Origin of the sequence: Fodinibius salipaludis (assembly GCF_002287075.1) — a bacterium.
Taxonomy (GTDB): domain Bacteria; phylum Bacteroidota; class Rhodothermia; order Balneolales; family Balneolaceae; genus Fodinibius; species Fodinibius salipaludis.
Window position 1 is genome coordinate 62,936 of the sequence record NZ_NSKE01000003.1, and the last position, 22,114, is coordinate 85,049.

24 protein-coding genes are annotated in these 22,114 nt (G+C 42.4%); 8 read left to right on the forward strand and 16 right to left on the reverse strand.

Going from position 1 to position 22,114, the window contains the following annotated elements; all coding sequences use genetic code 11:
* Window positions 1-52 precede the first annotated feature (52 nt).
* A complete protein-coding gene (gene htpX, locus CK503_RS04480; RefSeq protein WP_095605604.1) occupies window positions 53-919 on the forward strand; it encodes a zinc metalloprotease HtpX in 867 nt (288 codons plus the stop codon).
* Between the two features lie 90 nt (window positions 920-1,009).
* On the opposite strand, the gene CK503_RS04485 is transcribed toward htpX, so the two are convergent.
* From CK503_RS04485 to CK503_RS04500, 4 genes are all read right to left on the reverse strand, one after another.
* Window positions 1,010-1,219 (reverse strand): hypothetical protein, encoded by a 210-nt coding sequence (locus tag CK503_RS04485; RefSeq protein WP_095605605.1) that lies wholly within the window; start codon window positions 1,217-1,219, stop codon window positions 1,010-1,012.
* A gap of 73 nt (window positions 1,220-1,292) precedes the next feature.
* Entirely contained in the window at window positions 1,293-3,752 is a 2,460-nt protein-coding gene (locus CK503_RS04490) for a TonB-dependent receptor (protein WP_095605606.1), read from the reverse strand.
* A 109-nt stretch (window positions 3,753-3,861) separates the two neighbouring features.
* On the reverse strand, window positions 3,862-5,127 hold the full coding sequence (porY, locus tag CK503_RS04495; protein ID WP_095605607.1) for a sensor histidine kinase: 1,266 nt from the start codon (window positions 5,125-5,127) through the stop codon (window positions 3,862-3,864).
* A 5-nt stretch (window positions 5,128-5,132) separates the two neighbouring features.
* Window positions 5,133-5,810, reverse strand: a complete 678-nt coding sequence (locus CK503_RS04500) for a response regulator transcription factor (RefSeq protein WP_095605608.1) — start codon at window positions 5,808-5,810, stop codon at window positions 5,133-5,135.
* A gap of 140 nt (window positions 5,811-5,950) precedes the next feature.
* Here CK503_RS04500 and CK503_RS04505 point away from each other — a divergent pair, with 140 nt between their 5' ends.
* The gene (locus tag CK503_RS04505; RefSeq protein WP_095605609.1) at window positions 5,951-6,529 is read left to right on the forward strand and encodes a DUF3124 domain-containing protein; all 579 of its coding nucleotides are present in this window, start codon (window positions 5,951-5,953) and stop codon (window positions 6,527-6,529) included.
* Between the two features lie 64 nt (window positions 6,530-6,593).
* Here CK503_RS04505 and CK503_RS04510 read toward each other — a convergent pair whose 3' ends face one another.
* From CK503_RS04510 to CK503_RS04540, 7 genes are all read right to left on the reverse strand, one after another.
* Complete coding sequence (locus CK503_RS04510) at window positions 6,594-7,013, reverse strand: Plug domain-containing protein (RefSeq protein WP_095605610.1); 420 nt, start codon at window positions 7,011-7,013, stop codon at window positions 6,594-6,596.
* 92 nt (window positions 7,014-7,105) lie between these two features.
* Complete coding sequence (locus tag CK503_RS04515; protein WP_095605611.1) at window positions 7,106-7,513, reverse strand: TonB-dependent receptor plug domain-containing protein; 408 nt, start codon at window positions 7,511-7,513, stop codon at window positions 7,106-7,108.
* 98 nt (window positions 7,514-7,611) lie between these two features.
* A complete protein-coding gene (locus CK503_RS04520) occupies window positions 7,612-8,403 on the reverse strand; it encodes an ABC transporter permease (protein ID WP_095605612.1) in 792 nt (263 codons plus the stop codon).
* Window positions 8,403-9,026, reverse strand: a complete 624-nt coding sequence (locus tag CK503_RS04525) for an ABC transporter ATP-binding protein (protein WP_176466208.1) — start codon at window positions 9,024-9,026, stop codon at window positions 8,403-8,405. The genes CK503_RS04520 and CK503_RS04525 overlap by 1 nt, the downstream gene beginning before the upstream one ends.
* 13 nt (window positions 9,027-9,039) lie before the next feature.
* Window positions 9,040-9,444, reverse strand: a complete 405-nt coding sequence (locus CK503_RS04530; RefSeq protein WP_217988349.1) for a DoxX family protein — start codon at window positions 9,442-9,444, stop codon at window positions 9,040-9,042.
* Window positions 9,445-9,535: 91 nt separating this feature from the next.
* Window positions 9,536-10,450, reverse strand: coding sequence for an aminotransferase class IV (locus tag CK503_RS04535; protein WP_095605614.1), 915 nt, complete (start codon window positions 10,448-10,450; stop codon window positions 9,536-9,538).
* A 30-nt stretch (window positions 10,451-10,480) separates the two neighbouring features.
* Window positions 10,481-11,212 (reverse strand): sulfotransferase-like domain-containing protein, encoded by a 732-nt coding sequence (locus tag CK503_RS04540; RefSeq protein ID WP_095605615.1) that lies wholly within the window; start codon window positions 11,210-11,212, stop codon window positions 10,481-10,483.
* Window positions 11,213-11,357: 145 nt separating this feature from the next.
* On the opposite strand from CK503_RS04540, the gene CK503_RS04545 reads away from it, so the two are divergent.
* Window positions 11,358-13,193 carry a PAS domain S-box protein gene (locus CK503_RS04545; RefSeq protein ID WP_095605616.1) on the forward strand — a complete coding sequence of 612 codons (1,836 nt, stop codon included), beginning with the start codon at window positions 11,358-11,360 and terminating at the stop codon, window positions 13,191-13,193.
* A gap of 161 nt (window positions 13,194-13,354) precedes the next feature.
* Entirely contained in the window at window positions 13,355-15,349 is a 1,995-nt protein-coding gene (locus CK503_RS04550) for a S9 family peptidase (RefSeq protein ID WP_217988332.1), read from the forward strand.
* A 66-nt stretch (window positions 15,350-15,415) separates the two neighbouring features.
* Here the strand turns inward: CK503_RS04550 and CK503_RS04555 are convergent, their stop codons facing one another.
* Window positions 15,416-15,898 carry a hypothetical protein gene (locus tag CK503_RS04555; protein ID WP_095605618.1) on the reverse strand — a complete coding sequence of 161 codons (483 nt, stop codon included), beginning with the start codon at window positions 15,896-15,898 and terminating at the stop codon, window positions 15,416-15,418.
* A gap of 115 nt (window positions 15,899-16,013) precedes the next feature.
* On the opposite strand from CK503_RS04555, the gene CK503_RS04560 reads away from it, so the two are divergent.
* Together CK503_RS04560 and CK503_RS04565 are read left to right on the forward strand one after the other, a co-directional pair.
* A complete protein-coding gene (locus CK503_RS04560; protein WP_095605619.1) occupies window positions 16,014-16,556 on the forward strand; it encodes an RNA 2'-phosphotransferase in 543 nt (180 codons plus the stop codon).
* Between the two features lie 73 nt (window positions 16,557-16,629).
* The gene (locus CK503_RS04565; RefSeq protein WP_095605620.1) at window positions 16,630-17,019 is read left to right on the forward strand and encodes a hypothetical protein; all 390 of its coding nucleotides are present in this window, start codon (window positions 16,630-16,632) and stop codon (window positions 17,017-17,019) included.
* A gap of 398 nt (window positions 17,020-17,417) precedes the next feature.
* Here the strand turns inward: CK503_RS04565 and CK503_RS04570 are convergent, their stop codons facing one another.
* Window positions 17,418-17,861, reverse strand: coding sequence for an Hsp20/alpha crystallin family protein (locus CK503_RS04570; RefSeq protein WP_095605869.1), 444 nt, complete (start codon window positions 17,859-17,861; stop codon window positions 17,418-17,420).
* A gap of 253 nt (window positions 17,862-18,114) precedes the next feature.
* Here CK503_RS04570 and CK503_RS04575 point away from each other — a divergent pair, with 253 nt between their 5' ends.
* Both CK503_RS04575 and CK503_RS04580 read left to right on the forward strand, forming a co-directional pair.
* Window positions 18,115-19,125: a Vgb family protein gene (locus tag CK503_RS04575; RefSeq protein ID WP_095605621.1), complete on the forward strand. Its 1,011-nt coding sequence runs from the start codon at window positions 18,115-18,117 to the stop codon at window positions 19,123-19,125.
* 196 nt (window positions 19,126-19,321) lie between these two features.
* Window positions 19,322-19,915, forward strand: a complete 594-nt coding sequence (locus CK503_RS04580) for a choice-of-anchor V domain-containing protein (RefSeq protein ID WP_095605622.1) — start codon at window positions 19,322-19,324, stop codon at window positions 19,913-19,915.
* Window positions 19,916-19,935: 20 nt separating this feature from the next.
* Here CK503_RS04580 and CK503_RS16525 read toward each other — a convergent pair whose 3' ends face one another.
* The 3 genes from CK503_RS16525 to CK503_RS04595 all read right to left on the reverse strand — a co-directional run bounded on the left by CK503_RS16525 (window position 19,936) and on the right by CK503_RS04595 (window position 21,963).
* The gene (locus CK503_RS16525; RefSeq protein WP_255233332.1) at window positions 19,936-20,418 is read right to left on the reverse strand and encodes a hypothetical protein; all 483 of its coding nucleotides are present in this window, start codon (window positions 20,416-20,418) and stop codon (window positions 19,936-19,938) included.
* Window positions 20,402-21,586: a DUF3095 domain-containing protein gene (locus tag CK503_RS04590; RefSeq protein ID WP_176466209.1), complete on the reverse strand. Its 1,185-nt coding sequence runs from the start codon at window positions 21,584-21,586 to the stop codon at window positions 20,402-20,404. The genes CK503_RS16525 and CK503_RS04590 overlap by 17 nt, the downstream gene beginning before the upstream one ends.
* A gap of 74 nt (window positions 21,587-21,660) precedes the next feature.
* Window positions 21,661-21,963, reverse strand: a complete 303-nt coding sequence (locus tag CK503_RS04595) for a hypothetical protein (protein WP_095605625.1) — start codon at window positions 21,961-21,963, stop codon at window positions 21,661-21,663.
* Window positions 21,964-22,114: the final 151 nt, after the last annotated feature.

Consider the following 22,114-nt stretch of genomic DNA (forward strand, 5'->3'; position numbering starts at 1 on the left):
TTTTACGTTTAACAGGTAGAAAAAAAATAACTCCAAATTTTTAACGATTGCTATGAATAGAAATAGTTTACGAACAGTTTTTCTGATGACTCTGGCTGCAGTGCTATTTATGCTGGTGGGACAAATTCTCGGTGGTTCTACCGGACTGGTAATCGCTTTTATATTTGCTATGGGAATGAACTTTTTCAGCTATTGGAAATCTGACAAAATGGTGCTGCGAATGTATAATGCGGAGCCGGTAGATCAGAGATCGCATCCTGCGTTGTATAATATGATTGAAGAACTTGCTCGCAAGGCCGACCTCCCGATGCCTGCGGTGTATATCATTCCGCAGAATCAGCCCAATGCCTTTGCAACAGGACGAAATCCTAAAAATGCAGCGGTGGCAGTAACGGAAGGTATTATGCAGGCACTAAATGAGGATGAACTACGAGCAGTGATAGCCCATGAGCTGGCCCACATACAAAATAGGGATATTCTAACGCAGACGATTGTCACGACGGTCGTAAGTGCACTCACCATGTTGGCACAGTTTGCATATTTTATCCCGATAGGCGGAAGTGACCGCGGATCAAATCCGTTGGTGGCGCTTATTGTGTTGATTACAGCCCCTATTGCAGCGAGCATGCTTCAGGCAGCCATTAGCAGAACGCGTGAGTATGAAGCTGATCGGGTTGGGGCTGAAATATGTGGTCAACCGAATCAACTTGCCTCAGCATTACAGCGTATCGAAAAAGCAGCTCAGCAAATTCCAATGAATGTATCGGATACAGCCATGCGATCAACATCGCATATGTTTCCGGTGAATCCGTTTAGCGGGGGAAGTTTTATGAGCTTGTTTTCAACGCATCCCGAAACCGAAGATCGCGTAGAGCGGCTGATGCACATGCAGCGAACTGGTGAATATTTGTTTGAATGATTTCTTGGGGTACAAAAAGCGAAGATTAAATAAAAATGCCCGGCACTTCAGAAGTGCCGGGCATTTACAAGTAGCTAATTATATTTCTTTCTATTCTTCTTCCTTGTACTGCTGATCATAAGCATTTTTGATGCGCTGATTCATGTGGCGCTTATAATTTTCGTATTCATATTTTCGGACTGTAAACTCGGAATGGTAGTTTCCGTCGTTACAATCCACTTTTAATTTATTGGGATGATCAGTTTCGCTGATTTCAACAGCGATTTCGCCAAGTTTGTATGAATCGATAATTGAGCTCATAAATTCTTTTTATGTTGTTTACGCAAAGATAATTACTACAGAGCTCAATTTGAATCTTTATTCATCATTGGAATTACATATCTCCCATTCCACCTTCGGGCCCGTCCCCATTTTCGCCTTGGTCGCGACGCCGTTGTTCATTATTCCGTTCGCCAAAGAAATACTGGAAGCTAATGGTGGCTGAACGCGATGACCAGCTAAATTCGCGCTGCGTATAGAAATCAGTGCTGGGATTGCCGTCGGTATTAGCAGTGTAATTAAAGTTTTGTGAGTCCAGAAGATCACGAACGTTGAGCGTTACTTTGGCTTTGCCACCCATAAGATCTTTGGAAAGGCCGGTGTCCATCATTGTCATGCCTTCGCGGCGACCCTGGGTAGTATTGCTGGGGCCCCGATAACGCATGGAGGCCTGATAGTTCAAGCCATCCACAATTTCCCAACGCAGTCGCATGCGTGCTCGGAAGTTTTCAGATTCGCTACTGAACACTTGTGGTTCACTCAAATTTTCGGACTGATAGATGCCCTCTGATGAAGATTGAAATAGGTTTGCATTAGCTGTTAGATTCAATCGATCGGCTATTTCCTGATCAGCAGAAAACTCAACGCCCCAAGCTTTTTCGGAAGCAAGGTTGATCGGAAATATCCGTGTGACGCCTTGTTGGATCTCGGTTATTCGTTCAATAACATCCGTACGGTAACGATGATAAAAGCTCGTAAGCAGTGATCCTGAATTCCAGTAATGCAGGTATCCCAGCTCATAAGAGTTGCTGAATTCTGGCCTCAAATTGGGATTACCCGTGAACTGACTTCGTTGGTCGTCAAAATCATTAAAAGGAATAAGAGCTCGTGACCATGGACGTCGCAAACGTCGGCTATAACTCACCTGAACGGATTGTTGCTCGTTGAACGAGTAGCTCAAGAATACGCTTGGAAAAAGGTTTACATAATTTTGAGTGACGACCGTGTTATCACTTTTAACTTCTGTACGAATGTTTGTGTTTTCAAGGCGAAGGCCTACTTGTCCCGACAAGGAAGACCATTCGTAGTTTAGAGTAGCGAAAGCAGCATTCACGTTTTCGGTATAGAGAAAGTTATCGGTATAATTCTCTTCATTTACCCAGTTACCGTTGACCAGTGTTTCGGCGCGATAACTATTATCCATCCACTCGGTATCACTGCGCAGGCCGGCTTCAAGTTTACCGCCACTGAATAATGGACGTTCATATTCGGCGTTGAATCGAAGATCCATCTCTTCTTCCTCATCGATGGCACGCTGCATCAGGGGATTGGCATTCCCTTGGCGGACTGTTTCTTCAATATTATTCGTGGATTTTTCTCTGCTGATATCAAAACTTGCATCTGCAACAAGCTTGTGATCATTACCCTCAATTTTGTTTTCATAATCCAAGTTGATGTCAATATCACGCTCATTAGTTTCCTCCCTATTTTTACGGAATGTCTCTTCTAATACATCACCGGTAAACGCACCGGGACTGTATTCGAGGTCGGTATAAGTAATGTCTTCGTTATTTTCTTGGCTTTCTGCACTAAAATAGGCACTTGCCGTGAGTATCTGGGTTTCTGTGAGATAAAAGTCAGCCCCAAATTGAAGATCACCGTCAAGTTCCGATTCCTGCGAATCGGTCTGTTCACGATACATAAGGGTATCTTGTGGACCTGCAAAACGCTGAAAAGAACTACCTCCTTCGGGATCGCTGCTATAATCAAGACCGCCATTGAAGAACCAGTTAATATCTCCTACACGATAATTCAAGTTGACTGAACCCTCATACTCTTCTGGCAAACCAGTACCCACCTGAAAATTACCATTCAGTCCTCGCCGTTGATCTTTTTTAAGGATAATATTGATAATCCCACCGGAACCTTCGGCAGCATAACGCGCAGAGGGATTGGTGATAATTTCAACAGATTTAATCATGTTAGCGGGAATACTGTTGAGGGCATCTACATTGCTGCTGCTGGCCATGTTCGATGGCTTCCCATTGATGAGTACACGGACTGATTCATTACCTCGAAGGCTAATATTTCCATCGATATCGGTAGAGACCGAAGGTACATTGTTTAGTACATCTACAGCCGAGCCACCCAAGCTGGTAATATCCTGCCCCACCTGGAAGGTTCGCTTGTCAAAGTTCATCTGCATTTCTGATCGTTCGGCACGCACAAAAAGCTCCCCAAGGTCTTCAGAGGTTATGGTCATGGCAATAGTACCAAGATCATTTGTTTCACCTTCCGAAACTTGAACCTCCTTAGTATAGGGTTGATAAGAGAGAAAGGTAATTTTTAACACATATTGCCCGGGTGCTATATCGATTGAAAAGGCCCCTTCGCCGTCGGTAGAAGCACCGGTAATAATATTAGATTGGGTTGAATCATATAGGGCGACTGATGCACTGGACAATGGTTTATCTTCCTGATCTATAACAGTGCCTGTTACAGAGCCTTTCGTTTGAGCCATTGCGGATATTGAAAAAAGAAATAGCAGGGAAAGTGTTGAGACTAACTTTTTCATTACTTTCTTATGGGTGAAATTTTTGGCGGATTTATTTCGTCTGTTTGAAAAGATAAGAGGTGATGCTATTCAAACCCTGAACAAATACTGAATGAAATTTGAAGATTTCTCAGTTTTGTAAATTAATTGTGATTGTATGCCATCCATCTTCGTAGGTATACGAGATGCTATAATGGTATTGATCAACAATTCGTTTGATTATTGCTAAACCCAGCCCGATAGAATGGGAATCCACATTATCTTTTTTAAAGCGTTGGAATAATTCCTCGGGGGTAGATGATAGTGGATCCCCGGTATTTGATATGCGAAGGTGCTGGCTGGATAGTGAAATATTAATGTCCCCCTCTTCCACATTATGTTTTATAGCATTTTGGAAAAGATTAGTCCATAGGATATCAGCAAGAACAGGATGTATCTGTAGAGAAACATGATTTTCGATATCGGTTTCAACCGTTAGGCCGTTAAGAGCGATAAATTCATCAAAAGCCTGGATGCTTTCATTAATCAGCTCTGAGATGTTGACCTCTTCAGTCTCGGTAAACTCGTGGTTTTCAATTTTAGTGAGGAGGGCCAGCGATTCGCTGAGACGCGATAGTTTTTTTACCGACCGCTGACTGTCTTCTACAAATTGATACTGTTCGGGCGAAAGATCGGTTTCGGTAAGTAGTTCCAGCTTCCCTTTAATGATAGAAAGGGGCGTTTGAAGTTCATGTGAGGCATTTTCGGCAAATTCTTTGAGATTCTTATAGTCAGATACCGCCTTGCTGGTCATTTCCTCGACAAACTTATTTAAATCGTCAAATTCGACCACAGAAGTTTCTTCGGCAGTTATGGGCTCTTTATCCCGAAGTGTAAAGTTCTTGATGCGCTCCAGTGTTTTACGGAATGGTTTAAAAAGACGATTTGAGACAATAAGTCCCACTCCAACGGCACCAATGACTTGCAGCCCCAAAATCCAAAGAAGAATCTGTATTACAGCCTCGGTTATATCATCAGATTCAACAAGAGCACCGTAGGTTGTAATACGATAACTGGTGCCGTCAACGTTGCGGTGGGCAACCATCTTTAGATTGGGTTCGCGCTGCTGCAGGCGATCGTGCCAAACCAAGGTGTCACTAATTTCGACATTGGGTTCTACCCTGTTAGGCAGGGCTGTTATTTCTAAATTGATGTGATTGTTGCTTCGGACTTTGCCCTCGAACCTTTTACCCTTTTCCAGCAGATGGGTAACGCGTTCAACCCGATCCAAAAAGCGCCATTTAAGCTCGTTGTCGAGTTCGCCCTTGATAACATGGTAAGATACAAATCCACCTATCCCGAGCACGAAAATGGTTACAACAATATAAATGAGAACAAATTTTGTTATCAGCCTCATGGCAATTAGTGAACTTTTAATTTGTATCCTATGCCGTAGACACTTTCGATATAATCATCAGCCCCGGCATTCTCTAATTTTTTACGGAGATTTTTGATGTGTTGGTACACAAAGTCAAGGTTTTCCAGATGGTCCACGTAATCGCCCCAGAGATGTTCGGCAATAGTCTGCTTTGAGAGTACGTGATTTTTGTTAGATGAAAAATAGAGCAGCAATTCGTATTCCTTGGGCGTAAGGTCTACCGTACTTTCATCCACCGTAACCTCCATTGTTTTAGTGTTGATAGCGATTTCGTTCACGTTGATGATTTCCTTGCCGTCGCGCTGCTGTCTGCGATTTACGGCTTTAATACGGGCGTGTAATTCAGGTAGTTGAAAGGGTTTGGTGATATAATCATCGGCACCCAGCTCCAGCCCTTCAATTTTATCGTCCAGGGCGTTTTTGGCTGATATGATGATGGTCCCGGTTTCCGGATTTACGGATTTAAGTTCTCGCAGAACCTGTAGCCCCGACCCGCCGGGAATCATAATGTCGATGAGTACCACATCGTAGGTATACGACATTACCTTATCGAAAGCGGCAGAATACGATTTTGCAGACTCACAAATATATCCTTCACGCTTTAAATACGTTTGGATATTTTGCAGTAAATCTTCGTTGTCTTCGATAATCAGTAGTTTCATAGCTAAACAAACATAACAAATGAATTTGAAGCAAAACTGAAGGTTTGAATATTATTACTTCAATATCTTGTAGGTTAGTACTTTGAAACGCAATGGTTATATTGATTATAAAATAAAGCTGATTTTCATCTTACTCATTTATGCAGCGTATAGTACTAATTATTGTTTTGGGAATTGTTTGGTGGGGATGTGCTTTGGAGCAGGAAGCACCTTCTGCCACGGAGCAATCAGCAGATTCGGTAATAGAGCAGAAAAGTTCGAGTGATGATGTGTTACCACAAGAGCCTACTGAGTTTGAACGAAAGAATAGCAGTGTAGGTCAGCTTATTTATGTACCTGTCTACTCGCATATCTACCAGCAAAACCGTCAGAAGACCTTTAACCTGACGACGACGCTAAGTATTCGCAATGCAGATCCCTATCGTGCTTTTACTATAACTGAAGTTGCGTATTATGATTCGAAAGGAGATTTAGTTCAACAGTATGTGGATTCAACAGAGCAAATTCGACCGCTGGCCTCAACTTCTTATGTGATCGAGGAAACTGATTTGCGAGGTGGTGTCGGAGCTAATTTTCTTGTACGATGGCATTCGCAAAATCCCATCTATCCTCCGGTTGTAGAAGCCGTAAATATCAGCACTTCGCAGCAACAAGGGATATCATTTTTAAGTGTGGGCCGTGTACTTCAGGAGCGATCCATAGGGAAATCCAATAATTAGTTTAATAAGGATTTATCTTCTCCCTTACTATCACGTCTTAAAATAAAGCCTAAGTTGTTTCGAATCAGGAATTCTGATTCGTTGAATATTTGGACTCTATTTCGATCACCCCATAATGCCCTTGCATGCCATATTGTGCAGAAGCACCGGGAGGAAGTACTTTGACTGAGTTTATCTCGCCCCGAGCAAACATACTCGAAACACGGTAATAGTTTCGTCCTGCTTTTTGACCGTCAACAATAAATAACGGCTGTGAGAAAGGATTACTAATTGATTTATGTCCTCGTATTATTACTTGGATATCGTTGCCACTTCCATTGAGCTGTACTCCATTGGCTCGTCGCAGAAAATCCTCGAGAGTCCAATAGGTGGTATTATCTTGGGATTCTATAGCTTGCGAATGTTGACTGGTGGTAGCACATCCTATTGAGCCAAGCAATAACACGCAAAGTCCTATCGATATACCTAAGTTTAATCGTTTCATAACGGTGGGATTTGATTAACAGTATTAGGTATTTAGCAGTATACTTATTTTCAGTTAATTAAGTAAATGAAAAATAACCACTTGCGGATATTTTATTGGTTCTTGGTATAGATACGAATAACGCCGAAATGCCCCTCCATCCCATAACGCGCTGCTCGGCCTGGTGGAAGCACTTCGATATAATTTATTTCTCCGGGATATAGCATTTCGTTAACACGTGCAAAGCTTCGCTCGGCTTTTTGTCCATCTATGATAAACAATGGCTGGTTTCCGGGATTATTCGTACTACTTTCACCACGAATAATAACACGTTCACTTCCTTTGCTGCCGGTAATAGTTGCCTTGGCTGTTCTGCGAATATGATCTTTAAGGGTCCAGTTATTTTCTGGATTGGTCTTCTGGGTGTTTTCCTTATTTATAGTGCTGGAGGTGGAGCATCCCAGAACCGTAGCAAATAATCCTGCAGCAAGCAGTATGATAGGTAGTTTTGAAAACTTCATAGTCTTTATGGTCTCTTGGGATTATATAAATCAACCTATAATATTGTATTGATTTAAAAAATATGTGACAGAACGATCATAGCCGGTAACAAGGCACATTAATTCTTTAAGATGGTCTCATCCAGCATATCGGTATCTTTAAAAACAAATTTATTGGTGAAAAGAATCCCTAAATAGACCGAAAGTATGGTACCCGAAAAGATGGCAACCATAATCATGATTTGATATTTAATAGCAATAAGCGGTGAACTTCCGCTTAAAATTTGACCGGTCATCATGCCTGGAAGAGAAACGAGCCCTATAGTAGCCATAGAAGCCAATGTAGGGTTAGCTGACTTTTGCAGTGCTTTACTAAAAAATGAATGTACTGCTTCGGATCGTGTTGCCCCACAGGAAAGATAAAATTGATAACGCTCTTGATGTTCGTTTAAGCTGTAATAAAAAGCATTAATCCCAATAACATTACTTCTCAGACAGTTACCTAAAACCATTCCGGTAATAGGGATAGTGTATTGTGCTGCCAAAAGTTTGGGGAGCTGTATTACTACTTCCAGAAAAAAGAGATCGATAACGATAATACCTAAAAATGTAGCTCCAAAAATCGGAATAATTACCGACCATTTCCTTTTAAGGTCACTGCGATCAATAGTGGCAAAATCGGCGACGGCTACCATCACAAAAATCCATGCGGCGTTGATCCAGGGATTGTCATATTCAAACAGGTACTGCAGATAATATCCCACAAAAAGTAGTTGCAGTACCATCCGAACGGAGGCCGTTAACAGCTTTTTGTTTAATCCGGTTCGGTACTTCCATAAAATATAGGCTGGCACCAGCATGATGATGAAGCCGATACCGAGCTGTGTCCATGTGAGGTCAATAATTTCCATTACAGTTCTATTATATTATCAGCTTTGGCTACCCAGAATGGATCGTGTGAAGTGGAAATGACCGTTCTATCGTTAGTAAGCAACAATTCAGCGGCCTTTTGTTTGGAAGCTTCATCCAGTGCAGAGGTCGGCTCATCCAGTAATAAGAGCGGCTTATCAAGCAGACGGCATATTGCTAACCCTATGCGCTGACGTTGCCCTGTAGAAAGGTCACGAAACGATTTGTCGAGCGTATCCGGGGCCAATCCTAACATTTTTAATGTTTTAATGCGATTTTGCTGAGTATTTTTGTCTTGTGGGGATTGGTTAGCTGCAAATTCAAATGGTTTAGCCATAACCTCTGCAACAGTGCCGGAGCCCAGATTTAAATCCTGTGGTAGCCAGGCTGTTTTTTTTCGCACTTTTTGGGCATCATAGTCTTTGTGGCCTACTGAAATAGTACCACGCCGGGGTTCATAAAATCCCAAAAGAAGTTTTAAAAGGGTGCTTTTACCAGATCCGGATTCTCCTTTCAGCAGAGTATGCTGGCCGGGTTTTGCTTCAAATGAGAAGTTCGTTACAATCCGTTCATTTTCGAATGCAAAGGTAATATTATTAAATAATATGTTGGGTAATGGAGTCAATATTTTGATATGATTATTTGTTGTACGAGAACCATGCGCTATCGAGTGACCACCGGCCACCGCCCTTGATGATAAGAAACAGGCTGCCTAAAAACATCGCAAAATCGGTGCGCATCTCGTGGGCCATAGCCCAAAACCCATAGGTGGAAAGTTCTCGGACTTGGAATGGACCAAAAGCTTCCCCAAATAAAATGGGGATTTTTGTCACGATAATAGCAATAAGCATTATGGAAAACGTAATAAATGCACCAAGGCGGGTTGCTAAGCCGGCTAAAATGGGTAATCCGGCTATAATTTCAAGGCCGCCTACGAACGGACCAAAAAATTCCGGAGCCGGAAATCCCATTCCTTCAAACCGTCCGCATCCTCTTGCGGCGGGATATAAAAACTTTTGAATGCCCTCTGCTAAAAAACAGATCCCACCATAATTCTTATGATGATTGTGGTAGCTGAGGAATCGGTTTTTGTCAAATCAGAGAAGTAGATCATCAGGTTATTATTTTGAATGATTAAAAAGGTAACGGTTCTCCGGTTGTTTGGGCTCGCTGTCGATGTAGCTTTTGAAGTTCAGCGGTAACAGGTCCCTTGGTGCCATCACCTATTACACGCTGGTCTATCTCTACTGCAGGAACCAGTTCGCCCATGGTGCCGGTGGTGAAGCACTCGTCGGCAGAATACATCTCGGCCATACTGATTCGTTTTTCCGCTATCGGAATATCATTTTCTTTGCAGAGGTCAATAACGATACCGCGTGTAATGCCCGGCAAGCAGCTATCTGCAAATGGGGTAAGCACTTTCCCGTTGTTGACAAAAAAGATGTTTGTTGCATTTACTTCGGATACATAGCCCTCGATATCCATCATTACCGCACCATCGGCATTTGCGACATTTGCCTCAATTTTTGCCAATATATTGTTAATCAGGTTATTATGATGAATTTTGGAGTCGATACACTGCGGTGGATTGCGACGAATTGAGGAGGTAACCAGTTGTACGCCCTCTTTATCCTCGTGGATAGGCGGCTTCCATTCGGCCAGTACAATAAGCGTTGGTCCGTATTGGTTTACTTGCGGATCCATATAGGAAGTGACTTTCTTTCCGCGCGAAAGGGTCAGCCGAATATGGGTTTCATCGCGCATGTCGTTGGCTTCAAGGGTGGCAAAAAGAGCTTCTTTTATTTTCTTATTTGAAGGGACTTTATCGAAAGCCATGGCATGGGCAGAATTCTGTAATCGCTCGAGGTGTTCGTCGAGCGCAAATATTTTGCCATCGTAAACGCGCAGTCCCTCCCAGACACCGTCGCCGCCTTGAACCAAGCTGTCGAATACCGAAATTTTAGCCTCCTGACGATTATAGAGCTCACCGTCAATCCAAACTTTAATATCTTTGTTACGGGGATTTGGGATAGTGGGATGTGTATCCATAGTTCAATACTGAATATTTATAAATTAATATTATTTTTTAATTGCATGTGCAAACAATCTATCATAAATCGACTTGCAGTGTTCATAAAGTGGTTTTAGGCGATCGGGCAGTTTCTCAGTTTTAGGAGTGTAAGGTTTAAAGCCTGTAGACTTATGGACATTATCATACCAGTGTTCAGCCCATATGCCGTCCTCGGGAATGGGGCCCGGTTGCCATGAAAGCATGGATTCCTCAAACGGAATACCCAGTTGTTCACATAATGCTGATAAAACAAACTCAGGATCTTCTAACAATTCTTTTGAATCGAGGACGGTAAGAGGAAGCTCGTTGTTCTCGACTGTTTCAAAAAGATCAAGCAGATGCTGATATCCGGTATCACGCAGTGAGGGGTCGGGCAGTGATTTGTCAAGTGAAAGCAGCATGTCTGCAGGATCACGAATCAAAAATACCGGAGTAAATTCTTCAAAAAGCTGTTCCAATATATTGTCCATTTCAATCATGTGATGAGCCATATTTTTGACAAACAGGACATCAGCATTTGTGCCGGTCGCCATCAGGTTTTGCATCACAATAGAAGGATCTTTGGGCTGGCTTTCGATGACCTTTGCACGTCCGGGATGCTTGGCACCGCTTTGGAGTAGATAATGAGCATAGAAGGGTTCATCTACTACTTGAGTGTCAATGCGTTGTGCAAAGGAGTACATGATGGCCGTGGAGATATTACGAGGCCCGGACCACATGTTTATTTTAATATTGGCCATACCAAATGAATTCGAAGTATATTAGTTTCGAGATATATTGTATTGATATTTTGGGGATCATCAAAAACAATAACTAAACTGAGTAAGGAGCATTATTATCCCCCGCTTTTCTACAATAGTTTTTATATTTTAATAGTATTGGCTAATGAATTTGAATAGACCTCTGGGCTTAATGGGATACAGAGAGAATAACAGTGGTGAGACCAATTTTCGAGTTGGTAAACTGCTGAAAAAAAGTTCCATCGCATGTTATCATCGGGAGAGCGATGAGCAATTTTCCTATACCGATATCAGTTCTAATGTTAGCCGTCTTGTGGGATATTCCCAGTCCGAAATAATAGCCGATGATTTTAGCTGGCTAGGACGATTACATCCGGAAGATCGGCAGACAGTAACCTCATTTTTGGAGAATCTTGAGACAGGTCATCCCCAAACGATAGAATACCGGTTCAAGCATAAGTCCGGACACTATATTTGGCTGCGCGATGAGGTAGAACTGGTTGCCGATGAGATTAGCGAGAAGTTCGTTGGTATGCTTGTTAAAGTAGATCAATACAGGGAAATACAACAGCTAAATGTAAGAGAGCGGGAGAAACTGCAGCAGCTGGCGCTGGATAATTTGAATGATATGGTGATAATCACCAAAGCCCCCAAAGATGAGCCGTTGAACTCAAGAATTGTATTTGTTAATAAGTCATTCGAGCAGTTTACCGGTTATGAATCAGAAGAAATTATCAATAGAACGCCTACCTTCTTACACGGTCCCGAAACGTCAGAAGAGGCATTGGACCGAATCAATCAAAAGATTAAAAAAGGTGAATCACTTCGGGAAGAGTTTGTTAACTACAAGAAGGATGGTACACCGTACTGGGTTGAGTTGGACATGGCCCGCTTTCCCACCGATGACGGGAGGTATGAGTATTGGGTAGGAATTAATCGAGATATTACACAGCGGAAAAGAGCTGAAAAGAAACTCGAAGAAAGCGAGAAGCGACACCGCACTTTTACTGAGCTGTCTTTTGATGCCATATTCGAAGTCCATGTTGATGGTACGATTTTGCGATGTAACAAGCGGGCATGTGAATTGTTTGGATACTCCCGAGAAGAGCTTATTGGAATGCATGTGTTGGATCTGACCCCTGAAGAATATCATAGTAAACAGCCAGAAATATTTGGGAATATAAATACAACAGGTGATGATGCCTGGGAGCGGATTTACAAAAAGAAGGATGGTACCAAGTTCCCCACTGAAATTCACACGGCTTTTTATGAAATGGGGGGAGAAAAACGTCTTATTGCTTATGTGCGTGATAATACTGACCACAAAAGAAATGAGCAAACCATACGAAAATCTCTGAAAGAGAAAGAAACACTGCTGGCTGAGGTTCATCACCGGGTGAAAAACAATTTGGCAATTATCTCCGGTTTACTACAGATGCAGGTATTTAACACCACTGATGAAAGCCTATTGGCAAAACTTAGAGAAAGCCAGTCGCGCATACAGTCGATTGCGATGGTACATGAAAAGCTTTACAGCTCGGAAAGTTTTTCGGAAATTGCTATTGATAAATACATAAATGATTTGCTGAATATGATAGAAGGATCAATGACTAATTTTGAAAAAGACATCCGTGTAAATACGGATATGGAATCGATTCTTTTAACCGTAGGTCAGGCTATTCCGTGTGGTTTGTTACTCAATGAAATGATTACAAATTGCTACAAGCATGCATTTGAAGATAGGGATGAAGGCCAAATTGAGATATCAATTGAAGAGAATGAGAAACAAATTAAATTAAGTGTGGCGGATAATGGAATTGGACTACCGGAAGATTTTGATATTGAGCAACAATCTTCGCTGGGAATGACGATTATTAATACACTGACAACTCAGCTGAATGGCCAATTGGAGGTGGATACCGGTGAATATGGCAGTCGATTCTCATTAGCTTTTGAAATTGAGCGTGAAACTGAAGAATAAAATTATACCGTCAAAGACAGTTTGTTGAAGAAACAAAGAACCACCATTTTTATGTTAAGGGAAAGTGAGCCAGCGAATTATGAGACCCTAAAAATAATCAATAAAATCGGAGAATAAGTATGATACCATTATCACTAAAAAAACCTCTGTTATTTTTATTAATGGTCTGTTTTGTTGCCGTACAGCCATTGGTGGCACAATCGGATCAGGGATTAACTCCTAAAGATGTTGCTAAGATGCAGCAGGTAAATGAGATTGCTATTGCTCCATCCGGAGAGAAAGCAATCTATACTTTGCAGAAGCAGGCCGATCCTGAAAAGGAAAATGAGCCGGCAAGTTATCACTTGTATCTTGCGGACTTGGCCAGCGGTAATTCCATTCCTTATGTGACGACGATGAGCGTTAGTGATATTGCTTTTCGTCCCAATCATAATTCAATTACGTTTTTGGGAAAGCGTTCGTCGGATGAAACGACGAGCCTGTACGAAATTTCCATGAATGGCGGAGAAGCCCAGAAGATTTATTCTTTCGAAACTCCCATTGGGGATTATGAATGGGCTTCTGATGGGAGTCAGATCGCTTTTATGGCACAAGATACGATTACGTTTGAGCGATCATCGCTGCCCTATCATCCCGAAGTGTATGAGGAAAACCTGAAGCAGCGTCGCGGGTATATTGCAAATGTAGATATGCCCGACCGCGGACCACATCAGGTTCAGGTAGAAGGATCTGTTTACCAGATGCGGTGGAGTCCCAATGGAGAAAAGCTGGCTATAGCGGTTGCTCCTTCGCCAAAGGTTGATGATTACTACATGAAACAGCAAGTTAAATTTGTTGATCACGAGGGCAAAAAGATTCTCGGTGAAGTAGATCATGAGGGAAAGTTGGGACAAATCGGCTGGAGTCCCGACGGAAGCAAACTCGCGATGATTGCCGGTGCCGATATTCATGATCCCATTGCTGGTCGATTGCTAATTGTCTCGGCCGATGGTGGTGATCCTACCCAGTTAAAACCGCAGTACAAGGGAATGTTTGAACAGTTTAAATGGACCGGCAGCAATGAGCTGCATTACCTAAGCAGTGAAGGCGTGTGGTCTATATACGGCAGTATCAATGCCGACGGATCAAATATGAATACCATTGTTGATAAAGGTAATACAAATCTCTCTTCTTTTGATCGTACATCGAATGGGGCTACCATTTTTGCCGCCAGCTCAGCATCTCATCCCCAAGAGTTGTATCAGTTAGCTGATAACAGCGTTGATCGAGTAACGAACACAAATTCTTGGTTGAAAGATAAAACGCTTGGTAAGCAAGAGGTGGTGTCATGGACGACCGATGATGGTACGGAGTTACAGGGCATCTTGGTGTACCCTGTTGATTATGAAAAAGGTAAGCAATATCCATTGATTACAACGGTGCACGGTGGACCTGAAGCCCATTATAATCATGGCTGGGTAACAAACTATTCTGATGCCGGCCAAGTTGGTGCTGCGCAGGATTACTTCGTTTTTTATCCTAATTACCGAGGCAGTACCGGCCGCGGAGAAGCCTTTGCCAAAAGCAGTCAGGGCGATTTAGCCGGAGCAGAGTTTGATGATATTATTGCTGGCGTTGATGAATTGGTAGAAGAAGGATTGGTAGATGACAATAAAGTAGGCGTTACCGGCGGTTCTTATGGTGGGTATGCTACCGGATGGATGGCCACGAAGTATACCGACCGTTTTGCTGCCGGGGTTATGTTTGTGGGAATCAGTGATAATATCTCGAAATGGGGAACCAGCGATATCCCTGAAGAACTCTACTTGGTACATACCCGGGAGAGAATTTGGGAAGATTACCAGAAATACTTGGAGCGAAGTCCTATTTACTACGCCGGACAAGCAGATACGCCCTTGTTAATTATGCACGGTAAAGAAGATACGCGTGTTGATCCGGGACAGTCTTACGAGCTGTATCGTCATATTAAAACACGTACCGACACTCCCGTCCGATTAGTACTATATCCCGGAGAAGGGCACGGCAACAGCAATGCTACGGCGCGATATGATTATAATCTGCGTATGATGCGATGGTTTAACCAATACCTGAAAGGTCAGCAGCAGGCACGGCCCGATGTGGAAATAGAAGTCGAAAAAACGGCTGTCGAGCACTAATTAAACTTCCGTAATTAGCTTATTGATCCCCTTCTGCTTATACAGGAGGGGATTCCTATTTGGTCTTTATTCCTCTTGTGCCATTGGAGAGGTGTATTTTTGAATATTTTTAGTATCTCCGAGAAATTTCACCTCGTCAATATCTTTAGCTCGCCTAACATATGCCACGATATTGTTAAGAAGTTTTTCATGGTTGTGAAAATCTTTGCCGAAATGGATTTTTTTATCTTCGGACTCCACATAAAAGTTAGACAATGTAGATCCAAAGTGAATAGTTGTTATATCCTCAAAGTCAATAATGCTTGGTGAGATTAAACCCTGTCGGTAAAGGGATGTGCCCGTTAATTTAATTTTAAAACCTACTGCAATTAAAATAACGATAGCCCATGTCAGAAATAGGATTACCATCAATATAGCAAAGAATAATTCCCCAACACTATAGTTGAGATACGCTGCATATAGCATGGGGCCGCCTACCAGAGAAAACAAAAAGAACATACCCCATTTTGATTTTGTCCGAAGCGAAAATTCTTTTACCTCTTGCTCCATAACAATCCTATATTTAAAGTGTTAGTGTCAACGGTGATAAATGTTATATATCTATTAATAGGTTAAAATGAAAGGGAACAACAGCTTTTGCCGAACTATTTATACGGGTTAGCAGATGGATTTAACAGCACACAGTAAATTTTTAAGCTATGTATTACGCCATCACCCCGAGGCCATTGGTCTTGAAGTGGATGAAAACGGTTGGGCAGAGGTTTCAGCGCTGATTGAAAAGGCTAAGAAACATGGAAGGCATTTAGATCGAAATATAATTAAACAGATTATAGAAAAGAGTTCAAAGAACCGGTTTATTCTAAGCGGTGACGGCCAATACATCAGGGCAGGTTATGGTCATTCTATTGATGTTGATTTGCAGCTAAAATCGAAAGCTCCTCCCGAAAAGCTTTATCACGGTACGGCTCGTAATAATGTGGAGTCTATTTTGGCAGATGGCATTAAGGCCCGCAATCGAAATTTTGTGCACTTATCCACCACTGTTGATGAAGCGCGTAACGTAGGCGGACGCCATGGTAGCCCGGTAATTTTGAATATTAAAGCCTCGAAAATGCATAAAGATGGAATTAAATTTTATCAATCAGAAAGTGAACAAAGTATCTGGCTGACGAGTTATGTGCCACCGGAATATATCGAGCAACGATGAAGAATAGTGACAAATAAGCTGACTTATTATTCCCTTCCATAGATAAAGACTGCAACCGGATAATGTTATTTGTATGTTATTACTGATGCAAAAAATATCGAATATATTGTTAGCCTTTTTGGCTACTGTGCTGATTGGCCATTCGTTGGTTCAGGGTCAACCGGGAATGGAGAAAAGGTCTGCTATTCTTTCTCCTACAGAAGAAAAAAGCACCCAATCCACAAACCCTTTAGCGCAACCGAACTTATTAAATATTTATCATCCGGTAGAAAGCGGGATAAATATATTGAGTAACATTCCTGTTCCCTATCTTTCAGAAGAGGATCAGGAGCGATCAGCCGTTCAGAAATATATCATATCGGCTGCAGAAAATAGAGCAATAGAATATCTGCAGCTTTATGAAGCTGTAAATCGAGTTACAGCAGTACTAAAACTCATCTTCCCCTTCCACACATTTCTATAAGCTGTTTAATGTGTCAAGAGTTATCAGGCTTACGACAGACTGATAGCCTTTCAATCTTAAATTGATATAGCCGAAATTTTTAAAAGCAACGGAATCGGTATATCACAACGATATATTTAAAACAGTTTTAGAAATGGATATAGATTCAACAACAATTATTATTAGTGTTATTGCATCGCTGTTCTTTATTATTCCGATCGTTATGGACCAGTTGAAGAAGAGAAAGGAGAACAAAAAAAGTTAGGAATATTCTACCCATCCGACCGCTGAGTTCGTGGACGGATGGGTAAATAGAGGTGCTAAAATTCATCGGATGGCAGTTTTAGCCATCCGATGATAAAAGAGAAAAAGCCACGGAAACCCGCGGCTTTTTGAGTCGATAAATGAGCCGGATTCTGTTAATTGACTTCGATCTTTTTACCGGCTTTATCTTTCAGCTTTGGTACTGTAATTGTCAACACGCCATTATCGTAGGTGGCGCTGATGTTTTCTTCGTCAATTATGTTGGGCAGTGGCAGTGAGCGTTCAAACTTACCAAAACGGCTCTCAATGCGATGATACTTGGTGCCGTCTTCTTCTGTCAGTTTTCGCTCACCGCTTATAGTAATAGTGTTATTTTCAAATCCGATGTTAATATCGTCTTTGCTCATTCCCGGTAGAGCAACGGTTATTTCGAACTCTTTGTCTGTTTCATAGACGTTGAGTTCGGGTACAAATGTACCTTTGTTCCACGAAAATGCATCTTCCATCATCTCGTCAAGCATGTCCGAGAATCGAAGTGTATTCGTGTTTCGACTACGTCCTCGATTGTTGAACAATGTTGGAAAGTTGTTTTGTCTCATCAGCATAGCAAATACCTCCTAATGTATTTCATTTAGCAGTTCTAATTACTCATGAGTGTGATGGATGTCCATCACATTTACACTTTTATAATTACAAATGTTGTACCAATACCGAAGTGGTTGAAATTTTGACAAACCGGAACTGTAAAAACGTCATTTTAATTGTTCTAAAGGTAAGACTATTGGGTTCATGCTTGTATTTAATCTGTTCTATTGTAATTTACATGTTACTATTAATTAACCGCATGCTGTTATGAAAAAAGTGATTTCCATTTTTATATCTGTAGCATTTGTAGCGTCTTTTTTCCTGATGATCAATGCCACTGAAGAGGCGACTGTGGATGTTTCTATAACTGAATGGGAAGTACCGTGGGAGGATAGTCGACCGCGTGATCCCTATGTAGCGCCCGACGGAGATATTTGGTTTGTTGGTCAGCGCACGCATTATGTTGCGGAATTTAACCCTGAAACTGAAGAGTTTCGTAAGTTTGATCTGGATGATGGCGCCGGGCCGCATACTGTTATTGTGGATGATGAGGGTACGCCTTGGTATGCCGGTAATCGCGCGAACCACATCGGTACAATAGATCCAGAGACCGGTGACATCAACAAATATATGATGCCGGATGATAATAGTGCGCGTGATCCGCATACGATGGCCTTTAACCAAGAAGGTGACATATGGTTTACCTCACAAGGAGCTAACTCGGTGGGTAAGCTGGATGTGGAAACCGGAAACCCGAAAATTATCGAAGTGCCGACACAGCGTGCACGTCCGTATGGTATTATAATGGATCACGATATGAAAACGCCTTGGATTTGCCTGTTTGGTACCAATAAGTTGGCTACCGTTAATCCCGAAACGATGGAGCTGAAAGAAATTGAACTGCCTAATGAGGATGCGCGTCCCCGTCGACTGGCACAGACTTCAGACGGCAATATCTGGTATGGCGATTATGCGCGTGGTTACATAGGTATGTATAATACAGAGGATGGTTCGTTTAAGGAGTGGGAAATGCCCTCCGGTGAGCAATCGCGTCCCTATGCTGTTACAGTAGATGATCAGGATCGTATTTGGTTAGTTGAGACGGGCGTAAGTCCCAATATGTTTGTCGGTTTTGATACCAATGCCAAAGAATTTATAAGCGAAACCGAAATTGAAAGCGGTGGAGGTACGGTACGGCATATGGTGTTTCATGAACCGACCAGTGCGATCTGGTTTGGTACCGATACCAATTACCTCGGACGAGCGAAGATTCAGTAGTTGCTTATTTTCATCGGGCGACTGGATTTGTCTTCCGATGAATTAAACAAAGATTCGGTGTCACCCTGTCCTCCGGCTGGCGGATCAAGGGTCTATAAAAGTGGATGTTACAGATGCTGAAACCCCGAATGGTCGGGACACGACAAGTTCAGCATGACATGTTACCATGAAATAAATTAATGTAAGCAAACTGTTCATGCTTCGAATTTTTGCACTCCCGTTTTTAACGTTGATGATTGCATTTATTTTTGCGGAATTTGACCAACCAGAGTTTGAATCCACAAAAGCGATTTCCGGAAGCGTTTATCCAGAGCACTTAACCGGTGCTTTTACTGGTGGTTTCGGGGAAGAAACGTGTCGCAGCTGCCATTTTGATTATGACCTGAATCCGGATGGTGGAAGTATTGTTGTATCAGGAATTCCCACAGAGTTATCAGCAGGTGAGTCCATTGAAATCAGTATAACAGTTGAGCGGGAAGATATAGGAGCAGCAGGGTTTCAGCTTTCGGCGCGTTATGAAGACGGCACACAGGCGGGACAGTTTTTTGTTGAGGGTGACGATCGTCTGATGTTTAGTAATGATGTGCCCGATTCGTTGCAGTATGTACAGCATTCCAGTAAGGGCACAAGTCCATCCGGAGAAAACAAAAACAGCTGGGCGATACGCTGGCAAGCGCCCGACTCAACGAAAGGACCTGTAATATTTAATATTGCCGCCAATGCGGGGAATGGTGACCAGTCGGAGTTTGGAGATTATATTTATGCCAAAGAGTTTCAGGTATCACAGTAATTTACGACACCGAAATTAGTTTAGAGTACAATCGATAACTTAGATACATCATACTTACAGCAATCATAATAAAAGCCGCCTGTAGCCAGCCCGGTAAAATCCCCAATGAAACGATGAGCGTAGTGGCGTATGCGGGTGGATGACTTGCTTCGAAAATTAGCATAAGCAGTACGGTAATGACGAGCGCTAATACGGCACCAGAGCCCAGCAAGAAGCCGGACTCCTGCATTACGCCGGCCATCATATTCAGGGAGTTTGGTGCTAACCATTAAATGATACCTAAGCAATCCTCCGGCCACCCCGCAAGCATGTCCGCCAATAATCGTTTTCACGGTATATTTGGATTCAGATCGAAAAGCCATAACATAGGCAGTTGGCCCCAGGCTTTGAAAGATGAACGGTTCTCCAACTACCCAGGCAATAATGGCCAGAATAGTCAGAAATGGTCCCGAGCGAAGCGCAATGTATATCTTCTTGATGGATATGTCAGTTGTCTTGCTCAAGGATATTCAATCTGTTCTTGAGTTTTCGGGAGGCAGAAACATACCCTCCGCCACTGCCATCAACAAAATGGATATGGTCTCGGTGATATTGAAAAACCATGCAGGTAATCATGGCGGCATCAGTGAGATGTATACCGTAAGCCAGCTTTTCCTCTTGAAATAGTTTATCCAAAAAAGCTTCGAACTCTTTGCGCTGTGCCTTACTGCCACTGATTACGACGCGCAACATATCGTCAAACTTTCGGTGATCGGAATTTAGAGCCAGATCCGACTTGTAAAGTCCCCAGTGAGTGGCCGATGTTTCGTAGTTTAGCGCCATCAAGACTTTACCAATGATGGTTTGCAGCTGTACTTTAAGGATATATCCGATACGTTTTAGCAAGCCTTGCCCGTGCGTTCGAATTTGGGCCTCTCCCATTAGTTCTGAGCAGGATAGCGTCATAGAAAGCCCCGGTACATTTATGGGATTGGTCTTGTCATCAAAGCCGAAGGTGGTGCGCATTTTTTGCAATACGTCTTCGTATATTTTCTGGGGATGCTCAATATCCGGATTACTTTTCACCATCATGGTAATGACTTCATTTTGCGGCTGGCGCACTTGCTGCCAGCGGCATTCGAGCCCGCTAAAATTAACAGATTCGGCGTTTTTTAAAGCGGGGACGTGAAACTTTTCTCCATCAGACTTTTTTAATGTCTCTTCCGCAAAATTTAGACCGCCTCCCGAAAAAATAGCTTGTATGTAAAATTCTGATACTCGATATCTTGCAACCTGTATGTCACAGCCGTGGTCACGAATGTATGATATCGGGATGATGGCAGCACGCAAATCAAGGTTGTATTCGGATTTGCCAATAGTTTTGCATCCTCCTAACACCCGTCGGGCATCGTCCAGCAGGTTGGGCGGTAAACAAAAAGAAGCTCCGTCTCCGCCAAAGGTAAAGGGGATTTTATCACGGCCAGTTACATTAAGGATTCCCACAATAGGCGATGCACCCAAAATATTTACTGACTTATAACGGTTGTTCTTTATAGCATCGGTGGAGTTTACAATATCTGTTACAGCTACGTACCAATCATTGGGAAGAGGGTGGAAATTTTCTTGGTTTGAGGCATCAAAAAAGTCCTCAATAACATGAAGATCTGCGTAAAAGTCAGTGCTGTCTGCCACAGTTATTATATTGATTCGCTTTTGGAAGGATCTTAAACATACAAAAACTATTTGGTTAGGATAGCACTATTGTATCAGCGGTGGTGAGGCTTTAATGACTGTGGATCAATCTCCACTTTTTTATGATTTCCCTCAGTGGCAATTTCAGTGAAGATAGCCATGTACTTCAGGTAGTCTTTTAACGGACGTTGATCATCCCGACATTTCCGGAAGATAGTTCGGAATTCATATCGTAGCTTATGCCAGTTGACGGAATTTTCCGGCGCGCGCCGCTGGATATATGTTGCCAGTTTACGCTCAAAAGTGGGACGAAAGCACATTTCTTCTTTGGCAGCCCTGTATATTCGTTTGATATCTTTGACGGTTCGTTGATCCATGATAGTGCAATCTAAAAAACATGGATGCAACCGTACTGTCACCGGAGTTGGTGGTACTTTTTAAATTGTAGAAAGGATGACGGATATCATTTGATACTTTCGTGTCATGCTGAATTTATTTCAGCATCTATGATGAAAGACGGTATGAACA

Bases quoted from the DNA above. Each gene is read 5' to 3' on its own strand.
- htpX (WP_095605604.1), top strand. From the start codon at position 53: ATGAATAGAAATAGTTTACGAACAGTTTTTCTGATGACTCTGGCTGCA.
- CK503_RS04485 (WP_095605605.1), bottom strand. From the start codon at position 1,219: ATGAGCTCAATTATCGATTCATACAAACTTGGCGAAATCGCTGTTGAA.
- CK503_RS04490 (WP_095605606.1), bottom strand. From the start codon at position 3,752: ATGAAAAAGTTAGTCTCAACACTTTCCCTGCTATTTCTTTTTTCAATA.
- porY (WP_095605607.1), bottom strand. From the start codon at position 5,127: ATGAGGCTGATAACAAAATTTGTTCTCATTTATATTGTTGTAACCATT.
- CK503_RS04500 (WP_095605608.1), bottom strand. From the start codon at position 5,810: ATGAAACTACTGATTATCGAAGACAACGAAGATTTACTGCAAAATATC.
- CK503_RS04505 (WP_095605609.1), top strand. From the start codon at position 5,951: ATGCAGCGTATAGTACTAATTATTGTTTTGGGAATTGTTTGGTGGGGA.
- CK503_RS04510 (WP_095605610.1), bottom strand. From the start codon at position 7,013: ATGAAACGATTAAACTTAGGTATATCGATAGGACTTTGCGTGTTATTG.
- CK503_RS04515 (WP_095605611.1), bottom strand. From the start codon at position 7,513: ATGAAGTTTTCAAAACTACCTATCATACTGCTTGCTGCAGGATTATTT.
- CK503_RS04520 (WP_095605612.1), bottom strand. From the start codon at position 8,403: ATGGAAATTATTGACCTCACATGGACACAGCTCGGTATCGGCTTCATC.
- CK503_RS04535 (WP_095605614.1), bottom strand. From the start codon at position 10,450: ATGGATACACATCCCACTATCCCAAATCCCCGTAACAAAGATATTAAA.
- CK503_RS04540 (WP_095605615.1), bottom strand. From the start codon at position 11,212: ATGGCCAATATTAAAATAAACATGTGGTCCGGGCCTCGTAATATCTCC.
- CK503_RS04545 (WP_095605616.1), top strand. From the start codon at position 11,358: ATGAATTTGAATAGACCTCTGGGCTTAATGGGATACAGAGAGAATAAC.
- CK503_RS04550 (WP_217988332.1), top strand. From the start codon at position 13,355: ATGGTCTGTTTTGTTGCCGTACAGCCATTGGTGGCACAATCGGATCAG.
- CK503_RS04555 (WP_095605618.1), bottom strand. From the start codon at position 15,898: ATGGAGCAAGAGGTAAAAGAATTTTCGCTTCGGACAAAATCAAAATGG.
- CK503_RS04560 (WP_095605619.1), top strand. From the start codon at position 16,014: ATGGATTTAACAGCACACAGTAAATTTTTAAGCTATGTATTACGCCAT.
- CK503_RS04565 (WP_095605620.1), top strand. From the start codon at position 16,630: ATGTTATTACTGATGCAAAAAATATCGAATATATTGTTAGCCTTTTTG.
- CK503_RS04570 (WP_095605869.1), bottom strand. From the start codon at position 17,861: ATGAGACAAAACAACTTTCCAACATTGTTCAACAATCGAGGACGTAGT.
- CK503_RS04575 (WP_095605621.1), top strand. From the start codon at position 18,115: ATGAAAAAAGTGATTTCCATTTTTATATCTGTAGCATTTGTAGCGTCT.
- CK503_RS04580 (WP_095605622.1), top strand. From the start codon at position 19,322: ATGCTTCGAATTTTTGCACTCCCGTTTTTAACGTTGATGATTGCATTT.
- CK503_RS04595 (WP_095605625.1), bottom strand. From the start codon at position 21,963: ATGGATCAACGAACCGTCAAAGATATCAAACGAATATACAGGGCTGCC.